Source organism: Desulfonatronum zhilinae (assembly GCF_900182865.1).
Taxonomy (GTDB): Bacteria; Desulfobacterota; Desulfovibrionia; order Desulfovibrionales; family Desulfonatronaceae; genus Desulfonatronum; species Desulfonatronum lacustre.
In genome coordinates, this window is the sequence record NZ_FXUJ01000007.1 from 34,035 (window position 1) to 55,857 (window position 21,823).

Consider the following 21,823-nt stretch of genomic DNA (forward strand, 5'->3'; position numbering starts at 1 on the left):
CTCCTTCCTTGACCTCGTCCCATCCCCTGGCCGCCCTGACCGCGGCAACCGCCACGACCTCGTCCTTGACCTTGGCCCTGAGGGCAATTCCTGATCGCGCCCTGTCCCGTGGGGCCGGTTCCATCACCTCTTGGCATGACAACCTCCTGTGTGCTGTTCTTTGCTTGGGTTTTGGTGAGCATGCTGAGGCTTAAACACAAACTGTACCAAATGGAGAGGTGTAGTTGTTTCAGGTGGATAGAGAGAGAAGGAGGTAATCTGGACGAAATCTGGGCTTATAATACGCCTTGGGATGGAAAGTGGGCTTTTTTTTCGCCTTGGGTGCTGTATTTCTGGCGGATTTCAAAGGTTGTCGAATCTGTTTGCTCAGAGACCGATTCAAGAGGACATGGTCAACAAAGGCCAAGAAAGCAAGACGTTGGGCCATAGCTCCCGAATTCACTCGCTGGAATGAATAAGGGGGGAGTGGACGGAAGGCAATGATACCGCCCCCTCGCTAAAGCTATTCAGCGTCGGGTTCTTGCTGCTCAGGTGACCGCCGACTTGGACAAATCGCCGGTTGTTTTCGAGGCAGGGTGATGGTGAAGATGCTGCCTTTGCCGGGTTCGGATTCCACGGTGATGGAGCCGCCGTGTTTTTCGATGGTCTGGTTGGAGATAAACAGGCCCAGGCCGGTACCCTTGCTGCCCTTGGAAGAGAAGAAGAGGGTGAAGATTTTGTCGCGGGTTTCCTTGTCCATGCCCTGGCCATGGTCCTTGACCGTGATGACGACGTGATCCGGGGTTCCCGAGGCTGAAAACTCGACCTGGCGTTGCTCGTCTTCAACTCCCTCGCAGGCATCCACCGCGTTTTCCAGGAAATTGACCAGGGCTGCGGACAGGGCGGCGGCGTCGATCTCAAAGGTGCCGAGTTTTTTTTCGGCATGAAAGGCGAACCGAACGTCGGCCTTGTCCGCTCGCAGGCGGATCAGTGCGGCCGTGTCGGCCAGGAATTTCGCCGCGTCGAGTTCTTGGACATCCAGATCCCTGGACTTGGCGTAGTACAGGATATCCAGCACCAGCTTGCGGACCTTGCCGATGATGTTCTTCAGGGTGTTCATGGCGTCCGCGATCTGGTCGGGCTGGTCGTTTTTCAGTCCGGATTCCAGGCGGTACATGCCGCCGTCCAAAGCCGTGAGCAGCCCTTTGACCCCGTGGGACATGGAGCCGAGCATGATGCCCAGGGAGGTCAGATGGTCCTGGAGGCGGCGAATTTCGGTGATGTCCGTGTACATTTCAATGACCTGATGAATATCACCCTGGGCGTTGCGAATGGGTGAGGAAATCGCCAGCACGTTGAGCTGTTCGCCGTCCTTGGTGGTGACCACGGTTTCCATCTGATGCGACTCACCGTCCTGGAGCGTTTGCTGCATCAGGCAGTCCGCGCAGGGCGCTTCGCGGCCCTTTTTTTCTTGATAACACAGCAACCCCTCGGCCTCGTTGAACTTTTCCTTGAAACGGCGGTTGGTCTCCGCCACGGTGAAGTCCGTGTTCTGCACCGTAATGTAGCAGGGCACCTCGTCGAAAAGGCGCTGGTATTTGCGCTGGGTGGCCAGCAGTTCGTCCCGGAGGCGGCTGAGTTCCGTCATGTCCACGGCAATGCTCAGGACCAGCCCGACCTCCCCGCCCTTGTCCAGGACCGGGGAGGTATGCGCCGTGACCGGGATCGGCGTTCCGTCCTTTCCGGCCAGCGTTGCCTTGAGGCGTTGACCGTTTCCCGACAGGAAGGTCGCCTGGACGGGGCATTCGGATTCGGCAAAGGCCTCCTGGGCGTACATCTGGGGCGTGTTCATGCCGTTGCAATCGCCGATGCGCTCCCTGAACAGGCTGTTGCAGGCCACGACCCGCAGATCCTTGTTGTGCAGGGAAACGAGGCAGGGCAGTTCGTTGAAGAGCCCGGTTCGGTTCTCCACCTCGGTGGTGATTCCGGATAAAAAATCACTGAATTTTTCCACCATCTGGCCGGCGGCGGTCTGGCGTTCCAGCTTGACGATGCGCTGGGTTTTTTCTTCCACGAGCCGTTCGAGGTTCTCCGTGTAGTTCCGTAGCTGGCGTTTCATCACGATTTTCTCCCGAACGCGGTTCAGGGAGATTTCCAGCACGTCGTCGTTGATGGGCTTGGTGATAAAGTCAGCGGCTTCGTGTTTCAGGGCCTCGATGGCCAGCTCCAGATCACCGTGGCCGGTGATGATCACCACTTCCACGTCGGGGTAATCTTTTTTGACCCGCCGCATTAACTCGATCCCGTCCATGACCGGCATCTTGATGTCGGTAAGCACGATGGACGGTTGAAAATCTTGCATTACGTCCAGAGCGATGCTTCCGTTCTCGGCGGTTTTGACCTCGTACCCCATGTCTTCCAGGGTCAGTCCCAGAAACCGTCTGATTCCCTCCTCGTCGTCGACGAGCAGTAATTTCTTGTCCGTGATCATGTTTGCTCCATTATGAAGATGAAGACGTAAAGCGGGCCATGCAGCGCATCCCAGGCTAAAAGGGCGGCTTTTTCTTGCCATACCGCCCCTTTTGTTTCCGAGTCAGTCATGCCCGTGAAGACAGGGATCCGGAATCGGAATGAGACCACGCACGGAATGTGCTGAACAGCTCCAGTGGTGGAAAAAAAGGAGTAAAAGGGACGGACGGAAAAGGCAATCCACGCATGGCGAAAAAACACCCCGTGGATGATAGGCGGGCGGTATTGGAAAGCGAAGAAAGTGAAAACGTCCACCCTTGCCCCGCGAGCGGGATAAGGGTGGACGGATATTCGAGGGGCCGGCTCAGCCGATGGTCTGCTTGACGATCTTCAACAGTTCGTCGCGGTCGAATGGCTTGGTCAGGCTGGCGACGGCTTTTTGGATCGCATACTGGTTGGACGGCAGGCCGCTGATTACGATGATCGGGATTTTCTTCAGGTCCGGGTTCTGGGTCAGCTTGCGGTAAAAGCGCGGACCCCATTCATTGGGCATTTCCAGATCAAGGGTGATCAGGTCCGGCTTTTCCTTGGCCACGATATCGTGAGCTTCGGAGCCGTCGTTGGCTTCCACGGTTTCATAACCGTTGTCCTTGAACAACTGGGTCAGGTACGAGGTGATTTCCTTGTCGTCGTCGACGACCATGATTTTCTTCGCCACAGTACACCTCCTGGTGAGATTCGGAATGAACTTCCAATCCTTGAGGTTGCCGAAATCAACGAGAGCCCGGCATGCATGCGAGGGTTTCCCGTTTCACACGCAACGCCCTACAATTCCACCACCCGGGTTCGGAGACATCGGGCGGCGGACGCTATGCTCGCAATACTTCTAGACTTTGTCCGGCCTGTTCACGCTGACCACCGGGCAGTTGGCCCGCAGAATCACCTGCTCCAGTGTCGATCCCATGCTGGCCAGTTCCGGGTCCAGCTCCGTGGTGTGGTGGGCCAGGACAATCAGGTCGGCCATGCGTTCTCGGGCGATCTTGACGATTTCCACGTAAGGATTGCCTTCCCAGACGTCGACTTCAAAATTCTTGAAATCGCCCATCTTGGGAACGTACACGTCCCGCAGGCGTTTGCGAAGCGTGATCAGTTTGTCCTCAATGTCGCTCTGAGCCAAGACCTTGCTGGTGATGTCCAGAGCGTGGAACAGGGTCAGTTCGCAGTCGAACTCCTTGGCCATGGACAGGGCGTACTTGAAGGCGCTTTCCGACTGCTTGGAGAAGTCCGTGGCGAAGACGATATGGGAGAAGCCGCCCATATACGACGCGGACTCGCGATGTACGGTCATTACCGGACATTTGGCGGCCTTGGCCACCCGCTGCAGGGTGCTGCCGGGATAGCCCTTGGAATACACGGCGCTGGAGTCCCCGGAGTGCGCCCCCATGATGATCATGTCCACGTCCTCGTCGCGGGCCGCCCGGAGGATTTCCCGGTGTGGCAGGCCCGTGGCCAGGATGATGCGCGAGTTCTTGCATTCCTCAAGCTGCTTGGCGTAGGTGTTCTTCAGTTCTTCCTCAACCCAGGCCATGTAGTCGTCGTCGACCTGAACGGTTTCCTGGGAGCGGACGTCGTTGACCTCCTGGTAGGAAAAGCCTTTTTTCGGTACGCCGGCGACGTGAAAGAGCAGCAGTTCCGCATCGTAGCGCCTAGCCATCTCAAAGGCCACCCGCGCGGCCCCGAAACTTGCCGGAGAGCCTGTGGTCGCCAAAAGAATCTTTTTCTTCATGAGTTACCTCGTATGTGCTGACTGTTGGTGCGACAATGCGGAGTCTATCCCTCTTCGCCTTCCTCGTCCTGGGGCTTGAGGTGATCCGGGACGATCATCATCTTGATCACCAACGGCTTGAGGAAGGACCATCGCAGGCCCATGGGATACTCTTCTTCCAGGTCGCGGATGGCGTCCCAGCAGTTGTGGCAGGGTGCGATCACGAGCTTGCACCCCGTGGCTATAATCTGCTCTCTCTTTTTTAGCAGAGCAAGGTTTCGCTGGGGGCGATACTTGCCGATACCGTTGAATCCGCCGCCGCCGCCGCAACAATAGTTGTATTCCTTGTTCGGGGCCATTTCCACGAAATATCCCGGTTCCACGATATAACTCATGATTTCCCGGGTGATGTTCTTCAGGCCCTGGTTGCGGACATAGTTGCAGGAATCCTGCAGGGTGACCGGTTCCTTGATCCGTTTGGTCGGGTCGATCTTGATCCGGCCGGTGCGCAACATCTCGGCCAGCCACTCAACGTAGTGGATATACGGCCTGGGCGGCTGGCCGTCTTCCCGACCGGCCCAATAGGGCCCTTCGATGACCGTGGCCCGGTGGGCGTGGCCGCATTCCGTGCCCACGACCCGCTTGGGGCGCAGCCGTTCGATGGCGTCATAGACATGAAGAACTTGTTGCTTGCACCCTTCCCAATCGCCGGCGAAGAGGGTCAAGGAGGTCTGTTCCCAGCCCTCGGAGGGCATGGTCCAGTTCTCGCCGGCCACGTGGAACAGGATGGCCGCCTCGGCGATGTCTTCCGGATAGTGTTTGGCCTCGCGGGCATTGATGGTGTACATGATGTCCGCGTCTTCCTTGTCCATGGGAATTTCCAGACCCGGCCACTCCTCGGAGTTTTCGTCGGCCATCCATTCGCAGGTGTCCACCCAGTCTTCGGTGGTCACGTCCATTTGGGCCTTGTACACCCGGTGCATCCCGGAACCGATTTTCAGTTCCCAAGGCACGAATCCCTGGGAGAAGAGCAGGCCGCGCAGGTAGGAGAACATCACGCCCATGTCGATGCCGTGGGGGCAAAACTGGCCGCAACGATTGCAGCAGGTACACCAACTCCAGGCGATGTCCATGCATTTGCGCATGAAGGCGTTGTCCACTTTGCCCTTGCGCTTGACAATTTCACCCAGGGTGGCGTGGATTTTGGCTGAGGGAACCTGGCGAGGGTCCCTGTTGTTGACTTCGTACAAAAAACAGCTGTCAGCGCACAAGCCGCATTTGGCGCAGATATTCAGCCATGTTTTCAAACGGGATTTCATGGTATTTTGGATCGTGGACCAGAGCTTGTCCGTGTCCACGTCCAGTTGTTCCATTTCCGCGTAGTATTGCCTGCCGCTCTTGTCATTGAGCGTCAGCTTGAGCTGCTCGTCCGTGACAATGGGCTGCTTGTTGCAAAGAATTCCTTCGGGCATTGTATTCTCCCTCTCGTTGAGCTTGTGTTTCCCAGAGGCCTACCAGGTCATCTGGGTGCCTTTCATCCCGCCGCGCTTGATGCCGTAGTCCATTCCCAGTTGCGCGCGGGACAGGAAGAAGAGGACCACGTGGTTCAGCTTGGTGAAGACCAGGCTGAGCAGCCAGACGTGGCCGGTAATGACGTGGATGAGCAGCCAGAAGTCGTAGTTGCCCACGTTGTATCGGGCGATCAGGCCGGTCAGGAAGGGGGACACGGCAATGACGATCAGCATATAGTCGTAGGCCGAGGTGAGAATCCTGACCTCGGGATAGGCGATCCGGCGCAGGATCAGGAAGATGCCGCCGATGACCACGACCCAGGACAGGAAGTCGGCCAGGCCGGCGGAAATGCCCGGCAGGCGGATGCCCCAGCTGTCCTTGAGCATGATGTTGTGCGCTTCGAGAAAAATCGGCGTGAACAGCAGGCCGACGTGAAAGCTGAAAAAGAGCAGGGTGAACAGCGGCTTGGCCCGCCAACCGTGGGAGCCCCAGGGCAGGATCCAGAAAAAGATGGATCTGGCGGCCCCTTTCAGGCCGTGCTGCATGTTGGGCCGATAGCCCACGCGGTCCAGTCGCCAGTCCAGGCCGCGGATGTACGTCACCACATGGTACGTCAATCCAACGACCACGACCAGAAACGTGATCCAGACCATGGGTCCAGTCAAGAAATTATACATATGCGTCTCCTCGAGCATCACTTATGTTGTTGCAAGTCGGACAGTGTTTCGTCCGTCGATCCAGAGGGTTGGGATCATGAGCAATTGGGCTCGTTTCGGAGGTATCCGGCACGTTCTCGTACCGGATATCCGCTCCGCCGCTTCGCCGCTTTGCTAATGACCATGGCCATTGTCATGTCCCTCACCGGTCCGGTGTGGGTTGTCGATGGGCTTCTTTTCGCCCATCAAAAACTGCCACCAGAGTACGGCGCCGATCAGTATTCCGCCCATGAGCAGGTAGGTCATGGTCTTGGTATGCAAAAAGAACTCGTGCATCGAGTTGAATTCCATTGGTATAGCCTCCCTTATGCTCAGTGTTGACCTTTGTAGTCAGGGTGCTCGAAGAAGACGGGCATCCTGGTGGACACGAATCGGAACACGACCACACCCACGGTGACGATGAACACGGAGATGATGATTTCCATGATGTGGGGGAAGTACTTGTCTTCCGAGGGCAGGTGGTAGTTGAACGCGACCAGGGAAACGTTGAACCGGTTCAAAACGATGCCCAGAACGGTCAGGATCGCCGTCCATTTGATCAGGGCGAAGTTCTTGTCCCGTGCGCCCACGGCGTACAGGAAGGCCGGCAGGGCCACGAAACAGAGCATTTCCACCAGGAACCACGCGCCGAAGCCGCTGGCCAGGTAGTTCCAATTGTTGTCGTAGGTCAGCCCGATCATCTTCAGAGCAAAGTAGCCGAACAGAACCCAGGAACAGCCCTTGGCAAAGCCGAGGACGACGTCGTTGTGGTTCCTGTTGTATTCGTCGTCCATCATCCGGTGCAGGTACTTGTGGGACAGTGAACCTTCAAAAATGACCATGGACAACCCGGCCGCGATGCTGGAGACGAAGAAGAAAACCGGGAGATAAGCCGAGTACCACAAGGGATGCAGCTTGGACGGGGCGATAGTGTACAAAGCTCCCAACGAGGACTGGTGCAGCGTGGAGAGGACCACGCCGAAGATGACCAGCACCAGGGTCATTTTGACCAGGGCGTCCCGCAGCTTCCGCCACCCGGTCCATTCGAACAGGGTGGGCAGGAACTCCATGAACAGGACGGTCAGGTACAGGAACACGCACAGACCTACTTCGAAGAGCAGGGATGTCGTGCCCTGCTGGACGAAGATCGGGTAGGGCAGCCGCCAGGGGCGACCAACGTCGTAGTGCAGGGCCAGGACCACCAGGGCGTAGCCCAGGAAGGCGGTCAGAACCGCGGGGCGAACCGCGGAATGGTATTTTTTGATGCCGAAGACGTAGCAGGCCGCGGCAGTGGTGTAGCCGCCGGCCGCCAGGGCGACGCCGCAGAGCAGATCGAAGCTGATCCAGATGCCCCAGGGGTAGTTGTCGTCCAGGTTGGTCACGGCCCCGAGCCCGCCGGTGAAGCGGATCACGGTGACGATCAGGCCCGCGATGATGATCAGGCCCGTTACGATATTGAATGGCGTCAAATATGACTTGAAGTCGTCATTGGTCACGGTGCTCATTTGCCCTCCTCCTCGTCCGTTTTGGTCGCGTCAGCCGCTTTGAGTTCTTCTTCCTTCTTGGCCAGGGCTTCCTTGACGGCCTTCTTGACCTCGTTGTCCAGGCGGCGGTTGGCGGCTTCCTCGGCCTTGCTCAGGGAGGTGGTCAGATTTTCCTCGGCCTCGGCCTTGGCTTTGGCCAGGGCGGCGGCCACGGCCTCTTGCTGTTCCTGGGCCGCGATTTTTTCCTTGCGCTTGTTGATGGCGTAGATTCCGCCAAGCAGCACGGGCCAGACGCCCACCACCACGGGGACCGCGGCCAGGGCGCCGGCGGTGAGTTCCGGAGCGGACTTGGTGCCCAGGTCCTCGCGCAAGCCGACCTGGGTGAAGGGCACGCCGGAGATGTACATCCAGCTGGTGCCGCCCATTTCATGCTCCCCGTATATCTGCTCCACATAGCGGCCCGGGAAGGCGGCGAATCGACGGCGGGCCAGGTTGATCAGTTCGTGGCGGGGGCCGTAGATCATGGCCTCCATGGGACAAGCCTGCACGCAACCCGGCAGGCGCAGTTCGCCGGAGCGCATCTGCGGACCGCACAGCGTGCACTTCATCACCCGGGGGGTGAAGGCCTTGTGGTATTCGTAGGTCGGAATTTCAAAGGGGCAGGCGATCATGCAGTACCGGCAGCCGACGCAGACGGTTTCGTCGTAGTCCACTGCGCTGTCAGATTTTTTCTGGAACGCGCTGACAAAGCACGAGGAGGCGCAGGCCGGTTCCAGACAGTGGTTGCACTGGTTCTTCCGATACACGGGACCGCCTGGGGTGTCGAACTTGTTGACCACGGTGAAGGTGGCCGAGTCCGTGCGTCGGCGGGTGTTCAGGATTTCCAGGTTGTCGAAGGGCACTTCCGGTTCGGGAAGGTTGTTGACCTGGTTGCAGGCTAATTCGCACTTGCGGCAGCCGATGCACCGCGTCCCGTCGAACAGCACGCCCGGGGTGTCGTGATAGCCTCTGAAATCCTTGGCCGCGGCCCGGGCGGCGACCGGAGCGACGGCCGGAGCCGCCAGCCCGGCCCCGGCCGCGCCCATCAATCCGAGGAATGATCTGCGTTTCATATGTCGGTTCTCCTTACGAGCTGTCAGTTCTCTTTCTGTTTGTGGCAGGAGGCGCAGTCCGTGGCCGCCGGCTTTTCCAGGCCCATCTCCGCGTGGCAGGACATGCACTGGATGTGGTAGGCGGCCAAAAGTCCCGGTCGGCCAAGACGTCCTTCCTGGGACCGCTGGTCGTGGCAGGATTGGCAGCTCGGCGGGGTCTTGGAGAGAGGGCTGTTGTGGTGGCAGCCCTGACACATGGTCACCGGCGTCGCGTGAAAGGTGGTGGCCAGGGAGTCGTCCTTCATCCTCTCCATCATGCTCATGACGATCTTACGGTGAGGCAGCTCCGCCGGCTGGTACTCGTCGGCCAGGACGTCGATCTTGACCACGTCTGGAATGTCTTCCTCGGCGATGAGCAGGGCTTCCTTGGGACGCTGGTCGATGAGTTGTTGAGCCAGAGCGGCGCGGCCTTCCTTGTCCTCGGGAACGATCACCGGCTCTCCGGCGGGCTGTCTGCCGTCGGCTTGGGCCGGAATGAGCATTTCGGTGTAGTCCGCGTAATCCGTTGACTGATGCCCGGCGGGACGCTGGGTGAGGACGTCCGGGTTGACGTGACACAGGGCGCAACTGGAAGCCGGGGGCTCGGCGCCGCGAGGCATGGCGGTGTGGCAGCCGGCGCAGGTGGGATCCTGCTTCATTTCGTTATGGCAGCCCACGCAGCTGGACTTGCTGTCCGGGGCGTGCATGGCCCGCTCCAGGGTGATGTAGCCGCCCTCCTCAGAGCCTTGCAGGGTATGACAATCCGTGCAGGAACTCTTCAGGGTTTCATGGTGGCAGTCCCGGCAGGCGTCCGTGGCCTGTTCGTGCAGTTCATGGTTGAAGGGCACGGGATACATCAAGGTCGGCCGGGTGGCGTCCTCGGGCAATTCGGGCAGCTTGGCCGCCAGCAGCACGGCGTCGGGCTGATTGCGGGGCAGGCGGGGCAACACACCGTCCAGCTCTTCCAGTTTGTCGGCGAATTTGGCCTGCATTTCCAGGCGCTGCGGCCCGCCGTGACAGGAGGCGCAGTCCAGGGGGCCGTTACGCTCGGCCTGAGCTTCCTTGTTTTCCAGGTGACAGGTCACGCACTGGCCGTGGAAGGCTTCGGAAAGATTGGCCTTGACGGGCTCCTTGGGTTCTGCCGTGTGGCAGGAGCGGCATCCTTCTTCGGCGAACTGGATGTAGACGAGTTCTTGTTTGTCCTCGTCATATTCGTGGTGACATTGTCCACAGTTGGTGTCCTTGCCTTCGTCCTTGGCGATCAGGTCCGAGTCCCAGTGGATATAGTGCAGCATGTTGTCCATGCTGCCGGAAACCCAAGCCTGGGTGTGGGCCGCGGGTTCCACGTGGCACTTGCGGCATTCGCCGATCTGGGGGCCGGGATTGGCCATTCGCGCCTTGGCGTTCTCCGCGTGACAGGCCGTACAGTTGTCGTGATACAGGTCTTTCAATTGATTCGCGGCGGGGTCCTCGAAGCGCATATACTTGTAGGAGATCGTGCCTTCGTCGTCCTTGATGTGACAGGCCGCGCAATCCTTGTCCTGTTCCGCCAGGGCTTCGGTATGCGCATCGTGTAAAAACTGAACGGCGGAGGCCTGCTTCGTGGTCTGCTTGGCTGTGGCCTGGATCATGATCAGATCGGCCCTGCCGGAATCCTTTCCGGAAGAGCTGATCATGCTCATCACGTCGGCCTGTAGAAAAAGCACGCAAACTAAAACGAACAGGCACCCGGACAAGCCCAGTACTAGTTTCCTGTATGCCATGAAAATCGCTCCCTTTTTCTCAATTTATCGAGCGGAGTTGCTTGCGGTGGTGAAAAAAACGCCTTTGCCGGATGACGGGTACTTTAATATGTTTGATGTTTATGTTCACTGTTTCACATGTACGCTCCTTTGCCGTGAATAACGCCGCTCCTCGAGCCGGAATCAGCGGAACGAGGTCCTGAACCCCTTGGGCCGAAAAAGACAAAAACCCCTCCCGGTTTGAGGGGATTTCGACAATAAAATTATGAGCAACGGCTCCCCCGGCCTCCCCGCCTTATTCATCGCGTTCCATGTGAACCGCCCGTGTGGAGGTTGGACAGCTTGCAGGTGAACACGGGGGTGGCTTCGGATACCCGAAAAACCTCTCTGAAAGGCGGGTTTTTAAGTAGGACTTGCTAGATGAGCCGGGGCGTGTTGTCAAGGCGTGGGCGCGGATTGTGAAAAATAGAGCGTAAGAATTCAATGTCTATATGTATGATTTTCTTTATCAATTAAAGGCAGCTTTCAGGGTCGCCTTTGGTTGTCCTTCGTTGCAACGGGCGGCGAGGCCAGACCTTCTGGCTCGCGGGGCTTGTAACCCCGAGATGGGCTGGTAGGCGGGATTGGGTCAGAGAGAAGGATTCGTGAGATCGGAAAGGATCTCGACGGCCTGAGGAAAGTGGTCAGGGCCGGCAAACCTGGAGCTCGCGGCTATCCGGGCCGCGGCGATTCCAAAAGCCAATCCGGCCGCGGCCCCGATCAGGGCGTTGAGATCCTCTGTGGGAAACGGTGCGACCCAATACGCTCCGAGAGCGCCGCAGAGCACGCCCAGCAAGGGGATGCCGAATAATACGGCGGGAGCGGCCACGGCGGCTTGGGGCGAGTCGACGACACGGACATGCCGACCGACGTCGGCGTCGACGATGTTGGCGACGGTCAAGGTTCTCGTTGAAGAGGGTTGGCCCTGAACATGGGGATTGGAGCAGGTGCAGGCGGCGCAACCCCGTGATTCACGCATCTGAACCCGAGCCATCCGGCCTTGTCGAGAGAGGACGATTCCGGAGCGTCCCGCGCAGGGGCGACGCGCTTTCGAGACGGCGTCACTTTCCGATGCAGAATTTGCTGAAGATGGAGTCCAGGACATCCGATGAGGTGATTTCTCCGGTTATTTCAGCGAGGATGACGCTGACGGATTCCAGCCGTACCCCGAGCAGGTCGTAGGGCAGTCCCGCATGGATGTCGGCTCGAAGGAGCGCCAGTTCCCGGTCCGCCTGTTCCAAGGCCGACGACTGGCGCAGATTTGGAGTCAGGGTGTCCGGCCGAGGCGTCGGGGCTTTGCTCGTGAGCATGGAGCGCATGGCGTCCTGCAGCGCGTCCAGTCCTTGGCCGGTCTTGGCCGAGATGTGTACCACGAGATAGCCGAGTTCGGCCAGCGAGACGACGGGTTCAGGGTCTGGTCGGGGAAGGTCGGCCTTGTTGGCCACAACCAGGGTCTTGGCGACGGGGAAGGTTTCGAGGATCGGTTCGTCTCCGGTTGGTGTTCGCTTTGGGCCGGATGTCGGGTGCCGCATCAAACTCGACTCCGAGTGGAAAGCGGCCTGGGAGCCCGCGGCGGGCTCCTCTCCCGGAGTCGCGTTGTCCACCACAAAAAGGATCAGGTCCGCCGTCTTCTGAAGTCCGCGTGCCAAGGACAAACCTGCTCGCTCCACGTCGTCGGCGTCGTGGCGCGCGCCGGCGGTGTCCACCAGCCGAACCTCAAGCCCCTGAAGGAAAAGGCGTTCCTCAAGATAGTCCCGGGTCGTTCCGGGGGTGGCGCTGACAAGAGCCCGCTCCCGGCCCAGAAGCAGGTTGAGCAGGCTGGATTTGCCCGCGTTCACGGCCCCGGAAAGAACGCAGAGGGCTCCGTCGTTCCAGATGCGGTTGCGTCGGCAGTTGTCCAGGACGGCGCGGATTTGGTCTTGGATGTGCTCCACGGCGCGAGAAAAATCTTCCGGCGCGAGGCATTCCAGGTCCTCTTCCGGAAAATCCACCGCAAGACACAGTTGGGCTCGGAGTTCCTCCAAACTGGATCGCAAGCCGTGGAGCCAGGCGCTCAGGGCTCCGGAAAGCTTGGTTTGGGCCAGGAGGGAGGCCGATGGAGACGTGGCGGCGATGATTTCGGCCACGGCTTCGGCCTGGGTCAGGTCCATGCGGCCGTTGAGGAAAGCGCGTTGGGTGAATTCGCCCGGACCGGCGGGAAGGACTCCCTGAGCCAGGATGGACTCCAGGACGTTTTGCAGCACTACCGGAGCCCCATGGCAGTGAATCTCCACCACGTCCTCACCGGTAAACGATCCCGGACCGGGCATGAATGCCGCCAGGACCTCGTCCAGGATACGTCCGTCCTCGCCCAGAATGTGGCCGTGGTGCAGGCGATAGGGGCGAAAGTCGGTGAACTTCGGACGGGTCGATGCGAAGCGGGTCAGGACCGCTGCCTTGGCTCGGGGGCCGCTGACGCGGATGATGCCCACCGCGCCGTGGCCCGGAGGCGTGGCCACGGCGGCGATGGTGGACGTGGCCTCCTGGGCCGAAGCGGTCATGAATTTTGTGGAGGCGGGGTCTCGGCGTTGGCGACTTCGTCCTGGGAAGGAGGGGCCTTGGGAATAATCAGGACGCGTTTCAACGGTCCATCGCCCTTGCTTTTTGTCTGGATGTCCGTGACCGCTTGCAGGGCCACGTGGACGATGCGGCGCTGGTAAGAGGGCAATGGCTTGGTGCTTTGCGGCGATTGCGTGGACTTGGCTTTTTCGGCCAAGGTCACGGCCAGGGCGCTGAGTTCTTGGTCCTGGCGCTCCCGGAATCCGTCGGCGTCCAGCATGATCCGTACGGCGCTGGGCCAGCGGCGGGCGACGATCCGGTTGACGACGTATTCCACCGCTCCGAGCACCTGCCCGTCGCGTCCCAAGAGCCGGTCCATGTCGTCGGAGGTTTGAATGGTGGCCTTAATTAGATCGGACTGATGCTCCACCACGACCCGAGGGTTGTCCACGATGGCGGCGGTGATCCGTTCCGTGATCGCGCGGATCATGGTTTCCAGCTCCGACAGCCGGACCCGCGGCTGGGCTTTGATCCGGGCCTTTTTTGCGCCCACCAAGCCGAAGATGCCGGCTGAACCGCCTTCCAATATCGTTATTTCCAATTCATCCCGGACACAGGAAAAAAACGAACAAGCCTCCTCAATGGCCTCATCGACACTTTTGCTTTGAAATTCCTTTGGTTCACTCATGTTGACGTTGGTCTCCTTCATCATCGGTGGACGGCTGGGCCGCGACCGATGGACGAACCGGCGACGGTTTGCGGTCTACGACTTGGCGGGTTCGCGCATCACCCACCACTGCTGGGCGATGGAGAGGACGTTGTTTACCAGCCAGTAGAGGACCAAACCCGACGGGAAAGTTAAGAACAAAAAGGTAAAAATGATCGGCAAAAACAGCATGATCTTGGCCTGCATGGGGTCCCCGGGGGCGGGGGTCAGCTTTTGTTGCAGGAACATGGTCGCCCCCATGATGATCGGGGTGACGTAGTAGGGGTCACGGGCCGAAAGGTCGGCCAGCCAGATGATGTCCGTGAACGGAACATGGGTGATGAACGGAGCGTGGCGCAACTCGATGGCCCCCATCAGGGCCTGATACAGAGCGATAAACACCGGAATCTGCACGGCTATGGGCAGACAGCCTCCCAGGGGGTTGACCTTGTAGGTCTTGTAGAGCTGCATCATCTCTTCGTTCATCTTCTGGCGATCATCTTTATGCTTCTCGCGCAGCTTGAGCATCATGGGTTGCAGCTTCTTCATCTGCTGCATGGACTTGTAGCTCTTCTGGGACAACGGGAAGAAAATCAGTTTGATGACCAGTGTCAGCAGGATGATGGCCAGACCGTAGTTGTGGACGTACCCGTGGAAGAAGTTCAGTACCTGGATCAACGGGCTGGCGATGAGGTCGAACCAGCCGTAATGCAGAGCTTCAAGCAGATTGGCCGGGGCCACGGAGAGGGCTTCCCGTTCCCGCGGACCGAAGTAGTAGGTGGACCGAAACTGCATTTCCAGTTGGGAGTCCAGAAAAAAGTTTCTGGTTTCCATGACTAGGCGGTGCATGCCGTCTTCAAGACGCGCCTTGAACACCGGGTCGGAAAAGCCGGGGATCACGGCAGCTAAAAAGTAATTGCTCTGGACCGCGCCCCAGAGGACGCCCGTGTCGGAACGGACGCCCGGCAGCAGGTTCTTGTCCTTGCGCTCTTTTTCCAACCCGTTGATGTCGTAATACATAACCTGGGTCGGGGTGTAGCGGTCCTGGATGGCGCTCAAGGGTTCGCTGGCCATGGTAAAGCCCAGGGTGGCACCGATCTGATTTGGTGAGTGGTTGCGGACCTGGAGATGCTCCTCAATCAGGTAGGTGTCTCCGGTGAAGCTGAAGGTGCGGACCAGTTCCAGTTGCCCGAAGCGGCCGGTAAACGACAGGGAGCCGCGCTCGCCATGGGCAAGATTCAGGTTGTCTCCCGTGACGGTCCACTCCCCCTGCATCCATGTGGGCTGGTCGTTCCAGAGCAAACCCAGGGGGCGTTTGCGCGGATCAGGAGAATCGACCAAATCCACGAACGGGGCGTTCGGCTCTATGGTCTGGCGGTACTGACGCAGCTTGAACTGTTCCAGCACCCCGCCCTCGGAGTTGAAGACCGCTTCGAACAGCGGGCTGCGAACCGTGATCCGCTGTCCTCGGGTCGCCGGGGAGGCAATGAATCCTGGATCCAGCGGAGTTTCGGATCGGACATCCGGTCCTGCTTCCAATCGCTCACCAGTTTGGTCTTGCGGGGCGATGGTTTGAGGAGCCAGGGCCGGGTCGATGGGCTGGATTTCCGGGACCGGTCTGGTTTCAGGACGGGATTCGGTGGATTCCTGCTGCGGCGTGGGCTGTTGGGGAGGCGGAGAGAACATCCAGCTCCAGAGGACCAGAAACAACAAGGAAACGGTGATTGCCAGGAAAGCTCTTTTGTGATCCATGATTCAGGAATTGGGGGGGTTGAGGTTGGCGGCGGCCGCCGGGAACGGAGCAGCGGCGGGTCCGGATGTGGTGGGCCGGGGCTCAGGAACCGGGTCCAGCCCGCCGGCGCAAAAGGGCTGGCAGCGCAGCAGGCGCCATGCGCTGAGCATGGTCCCCCGCACAAGGCCGTGCGTTTCCAGCGCTTGCTTGGCGTATTCCGAACACGAGGGAATAAAGCGGCAGCTGGGAGGGAAAAGAGGGGAGACGATGAGTTGATACCCTCGGATCAGCAGGATCAGCAAGTAACGCATGGTGACGAACGCGAGGTCGAGGTTGGGGCGTGACCCTGAGGGCCGTCCAGGGCGGGCTCATTCCCGCGGAGGAACGCCGGTTTCCCGACGAACCCGTTGCATGACGCCTCGGAAGTCCTTCTGGATATCGGCAAGCTTGAGCCGGGGGGTGTCGATGCCTCGTTTCACGACCACGACGACATCGGTATTGTCCGGGAACTGTTCACGCCCAAGGCGGAAGGCTTCGCGAATCAAACGTTTGATCCGATTTCGGCGAACCGCCGTGCCGATTTTACGGCTCGCGGCGATGCCCAGTCGCGGCCCCCGGGCGGGACAAGGCGCGGTGTCCGGCAGAAAAAAAAGGAGGAAATACCGGGAGTGGTATTTCCTGCCTTTGGTGTAACATTGCGTGAATTCCGCGCGTACCCTGAGCTTATCCGCGGGCCTGAGCGTTAAACGCCCAAGCGTTGGCGGCCTTTGGCGCGACGGCGGCGGATAATGGCTCGGCCGTTTTTCGTCTTCATGCGCGTCAGAAAACCGTGGGTGCGCTTGCGCCGGGTATTGCTCGGCTGATATGTCCGTTTCATGGTACTCTCCTTCGTCCTGCATGGGATGCAAATAAGTAGCTTTGAACTGCGTCGTGATCAAAACGAGAAAGATCGTGCCGTCCTCGAGTCAGGCCCGGAATCTCGTCGGTATCTCGCCAATATCTCGCCAGTATCTCGTCGAATATTTCGGAGGCTAGGCCGAGCCGGTACGTCGGATGCCGAGCAGTCTCATGCTTCCATCCGAAATTGCGACGCACGTCGTCAACTGTCGAATTCGACTCCTTACAAAGAGGCGTCCGTGGAGTCAAGGCATTGGTCGGCAAGCAGGAAAAGCCGGAATTACTTCTAAGGGCGGTCCGCGAGGGATGCAACCAGAAAATATGGACGATTCCACGTCCGGACATTGGACAGGGGCAAGCCCAGGCGTTGCCATGTGCGGGCGTGTTCCCGTCCGTGCCCCCAGAATTCGGCGGCGAAACGTCTTGGAATGTATATTTGCCGTGGGGCTCCGGGCAGTGCGGTCAGGGCTTGGATGAGCCATGACCGCAGGGCGTGGGATTTGGCCATGTGCCCCATTGCCGGATGCCAGGGGCCGCCCTGAATGGCCGGGGTCAGCGCCCCCTCCGGGGCGAGCCCGATTCGGATCACCGGGATGCCCTGTCTCCAGAAGGAACTCAGGGCCCGGCTCACGGCCCAGACCGTCCGGGACAAGGACCAGGGGCGATAGGAGCCCGCGCGGTGGGCTTGGCTGAGCGGGGTGCCGCGCAGCACGAGGCAGGGATAAATGCGGACGGCGTCGGGGGCCAAAGCGCGGGTTTGATCGACGTCCCGGAACCAGCCGGAAATGGTCGAACCAGGCAGGCCGGGCATCAGTTGGACGCCCATCTCCAAGCCGGACTTGCGAACCGTGAGGCAGGCCTCCACGGCGGTTTCGGCGCTATAGCCTCGTCGGGATTGGCGCAGGACGTCCGGCTCGAAGCTTTGAACTCCCAGTTCCACCATGTCCAGGCCGATTTCGCGCAGCCAAAGCAGGTGCTTCGCATTGATGCTGTCCGGACGGGTGGAACAGCGGACATGGGTGATGGTCCCGGCTGCTTGATGCGGCTGCACGGTCTTCAGGAATCGCTCCTGCCAGATCACGGGAAGGGCCGTGAACGTCCCTCCGTAAAAGGCAACGCCTTGATCTTTTGTACCGCCTGCCGTCAGGAGTTCCAGGCTTTGGCGCATTTTGGCGTGGATTTCTGTCAGTGCAGGCTCTCCTGTGGCGGTTTCCACGCCGTTGCTCATGCCGGTCTGCAGGTGCTGGGCGCAGTAGAGGCAGCGATGCGGACAGCCGTGGTAAGGCAGGAAAACCGGGATGATCCGAGGACGTCTTTGGACGGGTTCCGGATGGAAAAGGCGCAGCCTGTTCATTGTTTTGTCGGGGATAGATTGGAAAGGAGTTGAAAAAGTAAACGGTCTCAGGTAGATCAGGAGCGGCTTCGGTCATGCCCGATGGCCGTGATTTTTTTTCGCGAGGCGGAAAGACCTGCCTCGGGCAGTCCTGTGGGAACCTCCCGGACACCGGCCAGGCGCTCTTGAAACCGCTTGCCGCGCAACCCAAAACTGAGGGCCCGACATGTCCACATGCATCTTTTGCGAGATCGTCCGGGGCGCGATTCCTTCCGCGACGATCCACACCACGCCGAACACCATGGCCTTTCTGGATATTTCCCCGGTTCATCCAGGCCATGCCCTGATTATACCCAAGGCGCATCACGCCACGCTGTGGGATCTGCCTTCGGATTTGGGCAATGAGTTGCTGGAGGCGATGCAGACGGTTGCCGGAGCGATCCGCGCGGCCATGAACGCCGACGGCCTGAACGTGATGATGAACAACTACCGGGCCGCCGGACAGCTGGTGGACCATGCCCACTTCCATTTGATCCCCCGGTATGAGGGCGACGGTTTGCAGCTTTGGCCGCAAGCTGCGTACCCCAGTCCGGAAGCGATGCAGTCCGCCGCCGCGTCCATTCGGGCGGCGTTGGCCAGGTAAACGTTGATCCATGCGGCGTGATCTTCAGCGCTGATCGGCCACGCCGGCCAAGTAGGCACGGCGAACCCGAATATTCCATTAACCCTGCAACCAAGATGAGAACCACCGGAGAGCAACCATGAGCAGAACACTGACCAAAGCGGAAATCGTGGACACCATTTACGACAAGGTGGATCGAAGCCGGGGCGAAGTGAAAAAAGTGGTGGAGTCCCTGCTGTCGATCATGAAGACCGCCGTGAAGCGGGATCATGCGTTGCTGATCAGCGGCTTCGGCAAGTTCGAGGCCTACCCGAAAAAGGCCCGCAAGGGACGCAACCCGCAAACCAGCGAGACCATTACCCTGGACCCGCGCAAGGTGGTTGTTTTTCGGCTTTCCAAGAAGTTCCGCGCCGAAATCAATCCGCAATAACGAACGCTCCCGGTGTTTGGCGGGCGATTTGGCTCCTGGCGGCTTCGGCCTTATCCAGGTTGCCGAATTCGCCCACCTGAACCCGCCAGAAGGTCTGGCCTTCAATCTCGGCCTGGACCACTCTGCTGCCCGAGTATCCCCTGCCGCGCATTTCCTGCATCAGGCGGGCGGCGTTTTCCCGCTGGCTGAACGACCCGACCTGCACGAAGAACCTGCCGGGAATTCCGCCCGGCCACCTGCCCAAAGCCTCCACCCGTACCTTGGCCGTTCCCGGACGGATCACGTCCAATTCCTGTGCCGCCTTGTAAGAGAGGTCTACGATTCGGTTCCCGACAAAAGGTCCGCGATCGTTGACCCGTAAGACAATGGTCTTCCCGTTTTCCAGATTGGTGACCCGAATCTTGGTCTGCATGGGCAAAATTCGGTGCGCCGCCGTGAGGTCGTACATATTGTAGACCTCGCCGCTGGCAGTGCGCTTGGCGTGAAACTGCGGCCCGTACCAGGAGGCGACGCCCTCTTCCGAGAACCCGTCCGCCGAGGTCAGGGGGTGATAGGTCTGGCCGAGCACGGTGTAGGGTCTGGCCGTGGGCGGAGCTGGGGTCTGGGGTGGAGTTGGGACCTGGGGCGAGGTTGGACGACTGACCGCGGGGCGCGGCTCTCCATGGGGTGGAGATGACGTGGATGCACATCCGACCAGTAGCACCATCCCCAGCAGAATCCCGAGCACCATCCCCAACATCATCCAATGCATCGTCCGGGGCACGTCTCGGGCTGTTCCCAGCCATGGGGCACGAACCCGTCCCAAGGCAACGCCCACGGCAACGTCGGTCGACCCTTCCGGGGCGACCGACGGACAAGCAGGGAGAAAATCAGACTGGTGCATCCCCTTCTTCCTCTTCCAATTCAGTTCGGCGTTTGAGCAGTTCCTCGAAGCGGATGTCCGCGCCCAGGATGGCTTGGATGTCGTCGTTGGCGTCAAATACCGGCATGGAGACGGTCAGGCAGAGTTTGCCGGTAATGAATGACCGATAAAAGTCTGTGATGTTGAGCTTCCCGGTCTGCACCGGGGCGATGAACCATTCCCGGTCCGAGAGGTCCTTGCCCGGGTCGTAGGCCTTGTATTTGGCTTTGTCCTCCATGTGGGCGATGCTGCCGGTGATCAGGCGGCCTTTGGTGTCCACTATGTAGAGATACTGAATAAAAGGATATTTCTCCAGCACGGTGTCGATGGCGGCCCGGACGCGTTTGGAGTCCAGAGACTGGATTTCCTTGTTCTCCGACAGCTTGCGCATGATCCTGGAGGACAGGGTATGGGCCGTCTTCTTGAGCTGGTCGAATTCGGAGGAGAACAGTTGCGGCAGGTGGCGCTTGACCAGGTTCCACATCTCCTGGTTGGAAAAGGAGGTGGTCCGGCCGTCCTCGTAGGCCTTGACGATCCGGTTGTGGATCTTGCCCACGGCCGGATGGCGCTTGTCCACCTGCTGGGCGCCGCTCAGCCCGAAGCGGTTGTTGATCCAGTAGGCTACTCCGGCTCGGCCGGACTTGTCCGTGATGATGATGGAAACCGGCTTGCCCAGGATCTGGCGGGTGTCGAAAATGTTGTAGATTTCCTCGTTCTTGAGCAGGCCGTCCACGTGCACCCCGGCCTTGGTGGCGTTGAAGTCCTTGCCCACGAAGGGGTAGTTGTCCGGGATGGCGTAGCCCAGGACGTTCTCAAAATAGTCCGCGATCTCGGCGATGGTCTGGGTGGCCGCGGCGTCGTCCTCGCCGGTCAGGGAAATGTACTCAATGGCCAGGGCCTCCACCGGGGCGTTGCCGGTGCGCTCCCCGAAGCCGAGCAGGGTGGCGTTGGCCCCGGAGCAGCCGTAGAGCCAGGCCGTGACCGTGTTCACCAGGGCCTTGTGGAAATCGTTGTGTCCGTGCCACTCCAGCCAGTGACCCGGAACCTCTGCATCGTCGGTGAAGGCCCGGACGATTTTGGCCGTGCAGCGGGGCAGGGATGCGCCCGGGTAAGGCACGGCATACCCCATGGTGTCGCAGAGCCGGATCTTTACCGGCAGGCCGCTGTCCTTGGACAGGGCCATCAGTTTCTGGGCCAGGGGGATGCAGAAGCCGTAGATGTCCGCCCGGGTGATATCTTCAAAGTGGCAACGGGGAATGATCCCCCATTCCAAGGCCTTTTCCACGACACGGAGGTAGTCCTCGGCCGTCTTTTTTCGGTCTTTGCCCAGCTTCAGAAAAATGTGGTAGTCCGAAACCGAGGTCAGCATGCCGGTTTCCTTGAGCCCCATGTCCTTGACCAACTTCAGGTCGTCCTCGTTGGCCCGGATCCAGCCGGTGATCTCGGGATATCGATAGCCCTTGGCCAGGCATTGTTCCACGGCCTTGCGGTCTTTTTCCGAGTACAAAAAGAACTCGCTTTGGCGGATCAGCCCGCTGTGCCCGCCCAGCTTGTGCAGCAAATCAAAAATATGGCTGATCTGCTCCAGGGTGTAGGGTGGCCTGGCCTGCTGCCCGTCGCGGAAGGTGGTGTCGGTAATATACATCGGGTCCGCCGGGCGGGGCATGGAAAAAGAATCGTCGAAGCTGGTCCGGCAGATATTTTTGTAAGGGTAGATGTCCCGAAACAATTCGGGTTCGTCGCGGTGGTCGATTTCAAAATGACCCCGGGATCGGTTGAGATGCATCAAGCTCATGTGATTGCTCCTTGCGAGTTTTGTCCGTGACGCGGGAGTGTGGTTTTCCTTCCG

21 protein-coding genes and 1 pseudogene are annotated in these 21,823 nt (G+C 59.6%); 2 read left to right on the forward strand and 20 right to left on the reverse strand.

Annotated features, from left to right (window positions below; genetic code table 11):
• Nucleotides 1-502: 502 nt before the first annotated feature.
• The 18 genes and pseudogenes from AC559A_RS07490 to AC559A_RS07575 all read right to left on the reverse strand — a co-directional run bounded on the left by AC559A_RS07490 (nucleotide 503) and on the right by AC559A_RS07575 (nucleotide 18,257).
• Entirely contained in the window at nucleotides 503-2,470 is a 1,968-nt protein-coding gene (locus AC559A_RS07490; RefSeq protein WP_498817217.1) for a hybrid sensor histidine kinase/response regulator, read from the reverse strand.
• Between the two features lie 342 nt (nucleotides 2,471-2,812).
• The gene (gene divK / locus AC559A_RS07495; RefSeq protein ID WP_498817219.1) at nucleotides 2,813-3,166 is read right to left on the reverse strand and encodes a DVU0259 family response regulator domain-containing protein; all 354 of its coding nucleotides are present in this window, start codon (nucleotides 3,164-3,166) and stop codon (nucleotides 2,813-2,815) included.
• A 168-nt stretch (nucleotides 3,167-3,334) separates the two neighbouring features.
• A complete protein-coding gene (locus AC559A_RS07500; RefSeq protein WP_498817220.1) occupies nucleotides 3,335-4,234 on the reverse strand; it encodes a universal stress protein in 900 nt (299 codons plus the stop codon).
• Between the two features lie 44 nt (nucleotides 4,235-4,278).
• Nucleotides 4,279-5,685: a sulfate respiration complex iron-sulfur protein HmcF gene (gene hmcF, locus AC559A_RS07505; protein WP_498817222.1), complete on the reverse strand. Its 1,407-nt coding sequence runs from the start codon at nucleotides 5,683-5,685 to the stop codon at nucleotides 4,279-4,281.
• A gap of 39 nt (nucleotides 5,686-5,724) precedes the next feature.
• Nucleotides 5,725-6,402, reverse strand: coding sequence for a sulfate respiration complex protein HmcE (gene hmcE, locus AC559A_RS07510; protein ID WP_498817224.1), 678 nt, complete (start codon nucleotides 6,400-6,402; stop codon nucleotides 5,725-5,727).
• A 153-nt stretch (nucleotides 6,403-6,555) separates the two neighbouring features.
• Complete coding sequence (hmcD, locus tag AC559A_RS07515; RefSeq protein ID WP_498817226.1) at nucleotides 6,556-6,732, reverse strand: sulfate respiration complex protein HmcD; 177 nt, start codon at nucleotides 6,730-6,732, stop codon at nucleotides 6,556-6,558.
• Nucleotides 6,733-6,752: 20 nt separating this feature from the next.
• The gene (gene hmcC / locus AC559A_RS07520; RefSeq protein WP_498817228.1) at nucleotides 6,753-7,925 is read right to left on the reverse strand and encodes a sulfate respiration complex protein HmcC; all 1,173 of its coding nucleotides are present in this window, start codon (nucleotides 7,923-7,925) and stop codon (nucleotides 6,753-6,755) included.
• Nucleotides 7,922-9,016 carry a sulfate respiration complex iron-sulfur protein HmcB gene (gene hmcB / locus AC559A_RS07525; protein ID WP_028572404.1) on the reverse strand — a complete coding sequence of 365 codons (1,095 nt, stop codon included), beginning with the start codon at nucleotides 9,014-9,016 and terminating at the stop codon, nucleotides 7,922-7,924. Before hmcB ends, hmcC begins: the two co-directional genes overlap by 4 nt.
• 23 nt (nucleotides 9,017-9,039) lie before the next feature.
• Nucleotides 9,040-10,797 carry a sulfate respiration complex hexadecaheme cytochrome HmcA gene (hmcA, locus tag AC559A_RS07530; RefSeq protein WP_498817230.1) on the reverse strand — a complete coding sequence of 586 codons (1,758 nt, stop codon included), beginning with the start codon at nucleotides 10,795-10,797 and terminating at the stop codon, nucleotides 9,040-9,042.
• A gap of 607 nt (nucleotides 10,798-11,404) precedes the next feature.
• Nucleotides 11,405-11,920: a SoxR reducing system RseC family protein gene (locus AC559A_RS07535; RefSeq protein ID WP_498817231.1), complete on the reverse strand. Its 516-nt coding sequence runs from the start codon at nucleotides 11,918-11,920 to the stop codon at nucleotides 11,405-11,407.
• Nucleotides 11,877-13,355: a tRNA uridine-5-carboxymethylaminomethyl(34) synthesis GTPase MnmE gene (mnmE, locus tag AC559A_RS07540; protein ID WP_028572401.1), complete on the reverse strand. Its 1,479-nt coding sequence runs from the start codon at nucleotides 13,353-13,355 to the stop codon at nucleotides 11,877-11,879. The genes AC559A_RS07535 and mnmE overlap by 44 nt, the downstream gene beginning before the upstream one ends.
• Complete coding sequence (gene jag / locus AC559A_RS07545; protein ID WP_051434883.1) at nucleotides 13,352-14,041, reverse strand: RNA-binding cell elongation regulator Jag/EloR; 690 nt, start codon at nucleotides 14,039-14,041, stop codon at nucleotides 13,352-13,354. The genes mnmE and jag overlap by 4 nt, the downstream gene beginning before the upstream one ends.
• Nucleotides 14,042-14,116: 75 nt before the next feature.
• Nucleotides 14,117-15,811, reverse strand: coding sequence for a membrane protein insertase YidC (gene yidC, locus AC559A_RS07550; protein ID WP_028572400.1), 1,695 nt, complete (start codon nucleotides 15,809-15,811; stop codon nucleotides 14,117-14,119).
• A 3-nt stretch (nucleotides 15,812-15,814) separates the two neighbouring features.
• On the reverse strand, nucleotides 15,815-16,102 hold the full coding sequence (yidD, locus tag AC559A_RS07555) for a membrane protein insertion efficiency factor YidD (RefSeq protein ID WP_498817234.1): 288 nt from the start codon (nucleotides 16,100-16,102) through the stop codon (nucleotides 15,815-15,817).
• 57 nt (nucleotides 16,103-16,159) lie between these two features.
• A pseudogene (rnpA, locus tag AC559A_RS07560) lies at nucleotides 16,160-16,468 on the reverse strand (ribonuclease P protein component); the annotation flags it as partial.
• A 65-nt stretch (nucleotides 16,469-16,533) separates the two neighbouring features.
• Nucleotides 16,534-16,668, reverse strand: coding sequence for a 50S ribosomal protein L34 (gene rpmH / locus AC559A_RS07565; protein WP_028572398.1), 135 nt, complete (start codon nucleotides 16,666-16,668; stop codon nucleotides 16,534-16,536).
• A gap of 306 nt (nucleotides 16,669-16,974) precedes the next feature.
• On the reverse strand, nucleotides 16,975-18,042 hold the full coding sequence (locus AC559A_RS07570; protein WP_498817236.1) for an elongator complex protein 3: 1,068 nt from the start codon (nucleotides 18,040-18,042) through the stop codon (nucleotides 16,975-16,977).
• A 56-nt stretch (nucleotides 18,043-18,098) separates the two neighbouring features.
• Nucleotides 18,099-18,257, reverse strand: coding sequence for a hypothetical protein (locus tag AC559A_RS07575; RefSeq protein ID WP_498817238.1), 159 nt, complete (start codon nucleotides 18,255-18,257; stop codon nucleotides 18,099-18,101).
• Here AC559A_RS07575 and AC559A_RS07580 point away from each other — a divergent pair.
• Both AC559A_RS07580 and AC559A_RS07585 read left to right on the forward strand, forming a co-directional pair.
• On the forward strand, nucleotides 18,248-18,664 hold the full coding sequence (locus AC559A_RS07580; protein ID WP_498817239.1) for an HIT family protein: 417 nt from the start codon (nucleotides 18,248-18,250) through the stop codon (nucleotides 18,662-18,664). The two genes, AC559A_RS07575 and AC559A_RS07580, sit on opposite strands and share 10 nt — an antisense overlap.
• Nucleotides 18,665-18,782: 118 nt before the next feature.
• The gene (locus AC559A_RS07585; RefSeq protein ID WP_028572395.1) at nucleotides 18,783-19,073 is read left to right on the forward strand and encodes an integration host factor subunit alpha; all 291 of its coding nucleotides are present in this window, start codon (nucleotides 18,783-18,785) and stop codon (nucleotides 19,071-19,073) included.
• On the opposite strand, the gene AC559A_RS07590 is transcribed toward AC559A_RS07585, so the two are convergent.
• Both AC559A_RS07590 and AC559A_RS07595 read right to left on the reverse strand, forming a co-directional pair.
• Entirely contained in the window at nucleotides 19,060-19,956 is an 897-nt protein-coding gene (locus tag AC559A_RS07590) for a septal ring lytic transglycosylase RlpA family protein (protein WP_245590043.1), read from the reverse strand. The genes AC559A_RS07585 and AC559A_RS07590 overlap by 14 nt on opposite strands.
• Nucleotides 19,943-21,769 carry a triose-phosphate isomerase gene (locus tag AC559A_RS07595; protein ID WP_028572393.1) on the reverse strand — a complete coding sequence of 609 codons (1,827 nt, stop codon included), beginning with the start codon at nucleotides 21,767-21,769 and terminating at the stop codon, nucleotides 19,943-19,945. The genes AC559A_RS07590 and AC559A_RS07595 overlap by 14 nt, the downstream gene beginning before the upstream one ends.
• Nucleotides 21,770-21,823: the final 54 nt, after the last annotated feature.

Excerpts from the sequence above, each read along its gene's own strand:
- AC559A_RS07490 (WP_498817217.1), bottom strand. The coding sequence starts at position 2,470 with ATGATCACGGACAAGAAATTACTGCTCGTCGACGACGAGGAGGGAATC.
- AC559A_RS07500 (WP_498817220.1), bottom strand. The coding sequence starts at position 4,234 with ATGAAGAAAAAGATTCTTTTGGCGACCACAGGCTCTCCGGCAAGTTTC.
- hmcF (WP_498817222.1), bottom strand. The coding sequence starts at position 5,685 with ATGCCCGAAGGAATTCTTTGCAACAAGCAGCCCATTGTCACGGACGAG.
- hmcE (WP_498817224.1), bottom strand. The coding sequence starts at position 6,402 with ATGTATAATTTCTTGACTGGACCCATGGTCTGGATCACGTTTCTGGTC.
- hmcD (WP_498817226.1), bottom strand. The coding sequence starts at position 6,732 with ATGGAATTCAACTCGATGCACGAGTTCTTTTTGCATACCAAGACCATG.
- hmcC (WP_498817228.1), bottom strand. The coding sequence starts at position 7,925 with ATGAGCACCGTGACCAATGACGACTTCAAGTCATATTTGACGCCATTC.
- hmcB (WP_028572404.1), bottom strand. The coding sequence starts at position 9,016 with ATGAAACGCAGATCATTCCTCGGATTGATGGGCGCGGCCGGGGCCGGG.
- hmcA (WP_498817230.1), bottom strand. The coding sequence starts at position 10,797 with ATGGCATACAGGAAACTAGTACTGGGCTTGTCCGGGTGCCTGTTCGTT.
- AC559A_RS07535 (WP_498817231.1), bottom strand. The coding sequence starts at position 11,920 with ATGTCCTGGACTCCATCTTCAGCAAATTCTGCATCGGAAAGTGACGCC.
- mnmE (WP_028572401.1), bottom strand. The coding sequence starts at position 13,355 with ATGACCGCTTCGGCCCAGGAGGCCACGTCCACCATCGCCGCCGTGGCC.
- jag (WP_051434883.1), bottom strand. The coding sequence starts at position 14,041 with ATGAGTGAACCAAAGGAATTTCAAAGCAAAAGTGTCGATGAGGCCATT.
- yidC (WP_028572400.1), bottom strand. The coding sequence starts at position 15,811 with ATGGATCACAAAAGAGCTTTCCTGGCAATCACCGTTTCCTTGTTGTTT.
- yidD (WP_498817234.1), bottom strand. The coding sequence starts at position 16,102 with ATGCGTTACTTGCTGATCCTGCTGATCCGAGGGTATCAACTCATCGTC.
- rpmH (WP_028572398.1), bottom strand. The coding sequence starts at position 16,668 with ATGAAACGGACATATCAGCCGAGCAATACCCGGCGCAAGCGCACCCAC.
- AC559A_RS07570 (WP_498817236.1), bottom strand. The coding sequence starts at position 18,042 with ATGAACAGGCTGCGCCTTTTCCATCCGGAACCCGTCCAAAGACGTCCT.
- AC559A_RS07580 (WP_498817239.1), top strand. The coding sequence starts at position 18,248 with ATGTCCACATGCATCTTTTGCGAGATCGTCCGGGGCGCGATTCCTTCC.
- AC559A_RS07575 (WP_498817238.1), bottom strand. The coding sequence starts at position 18,257 with ATGTGGACATGTCGGGCCCTCAGTTTTGGGTTGCGCGGCAAGCGGTTT.
- AC559A_RS07585 (WP_028572395.1), top strand. The coding sequence starts at position 18,783 with ATGAGCAGAACACTGACCAAAGCGGAAATCGTGGACACCATTTACGAC.
- AC559A_RS07590 (WP_245590043.1), bottom strand. The coding sequence starts at position 19,956 with ATGCACCAGTCTGATTTTCTCCCTGCTTGTCCGTCGGTCGCCCCGGAA.
- AC559A_RS07595 (WP_028572393.1), bottom strand. The coding sequence starts at position 21,769 with ATGAGCTTGATGCATCTCAACCGATCCCGGGGTCATTTTGAAATCGAC.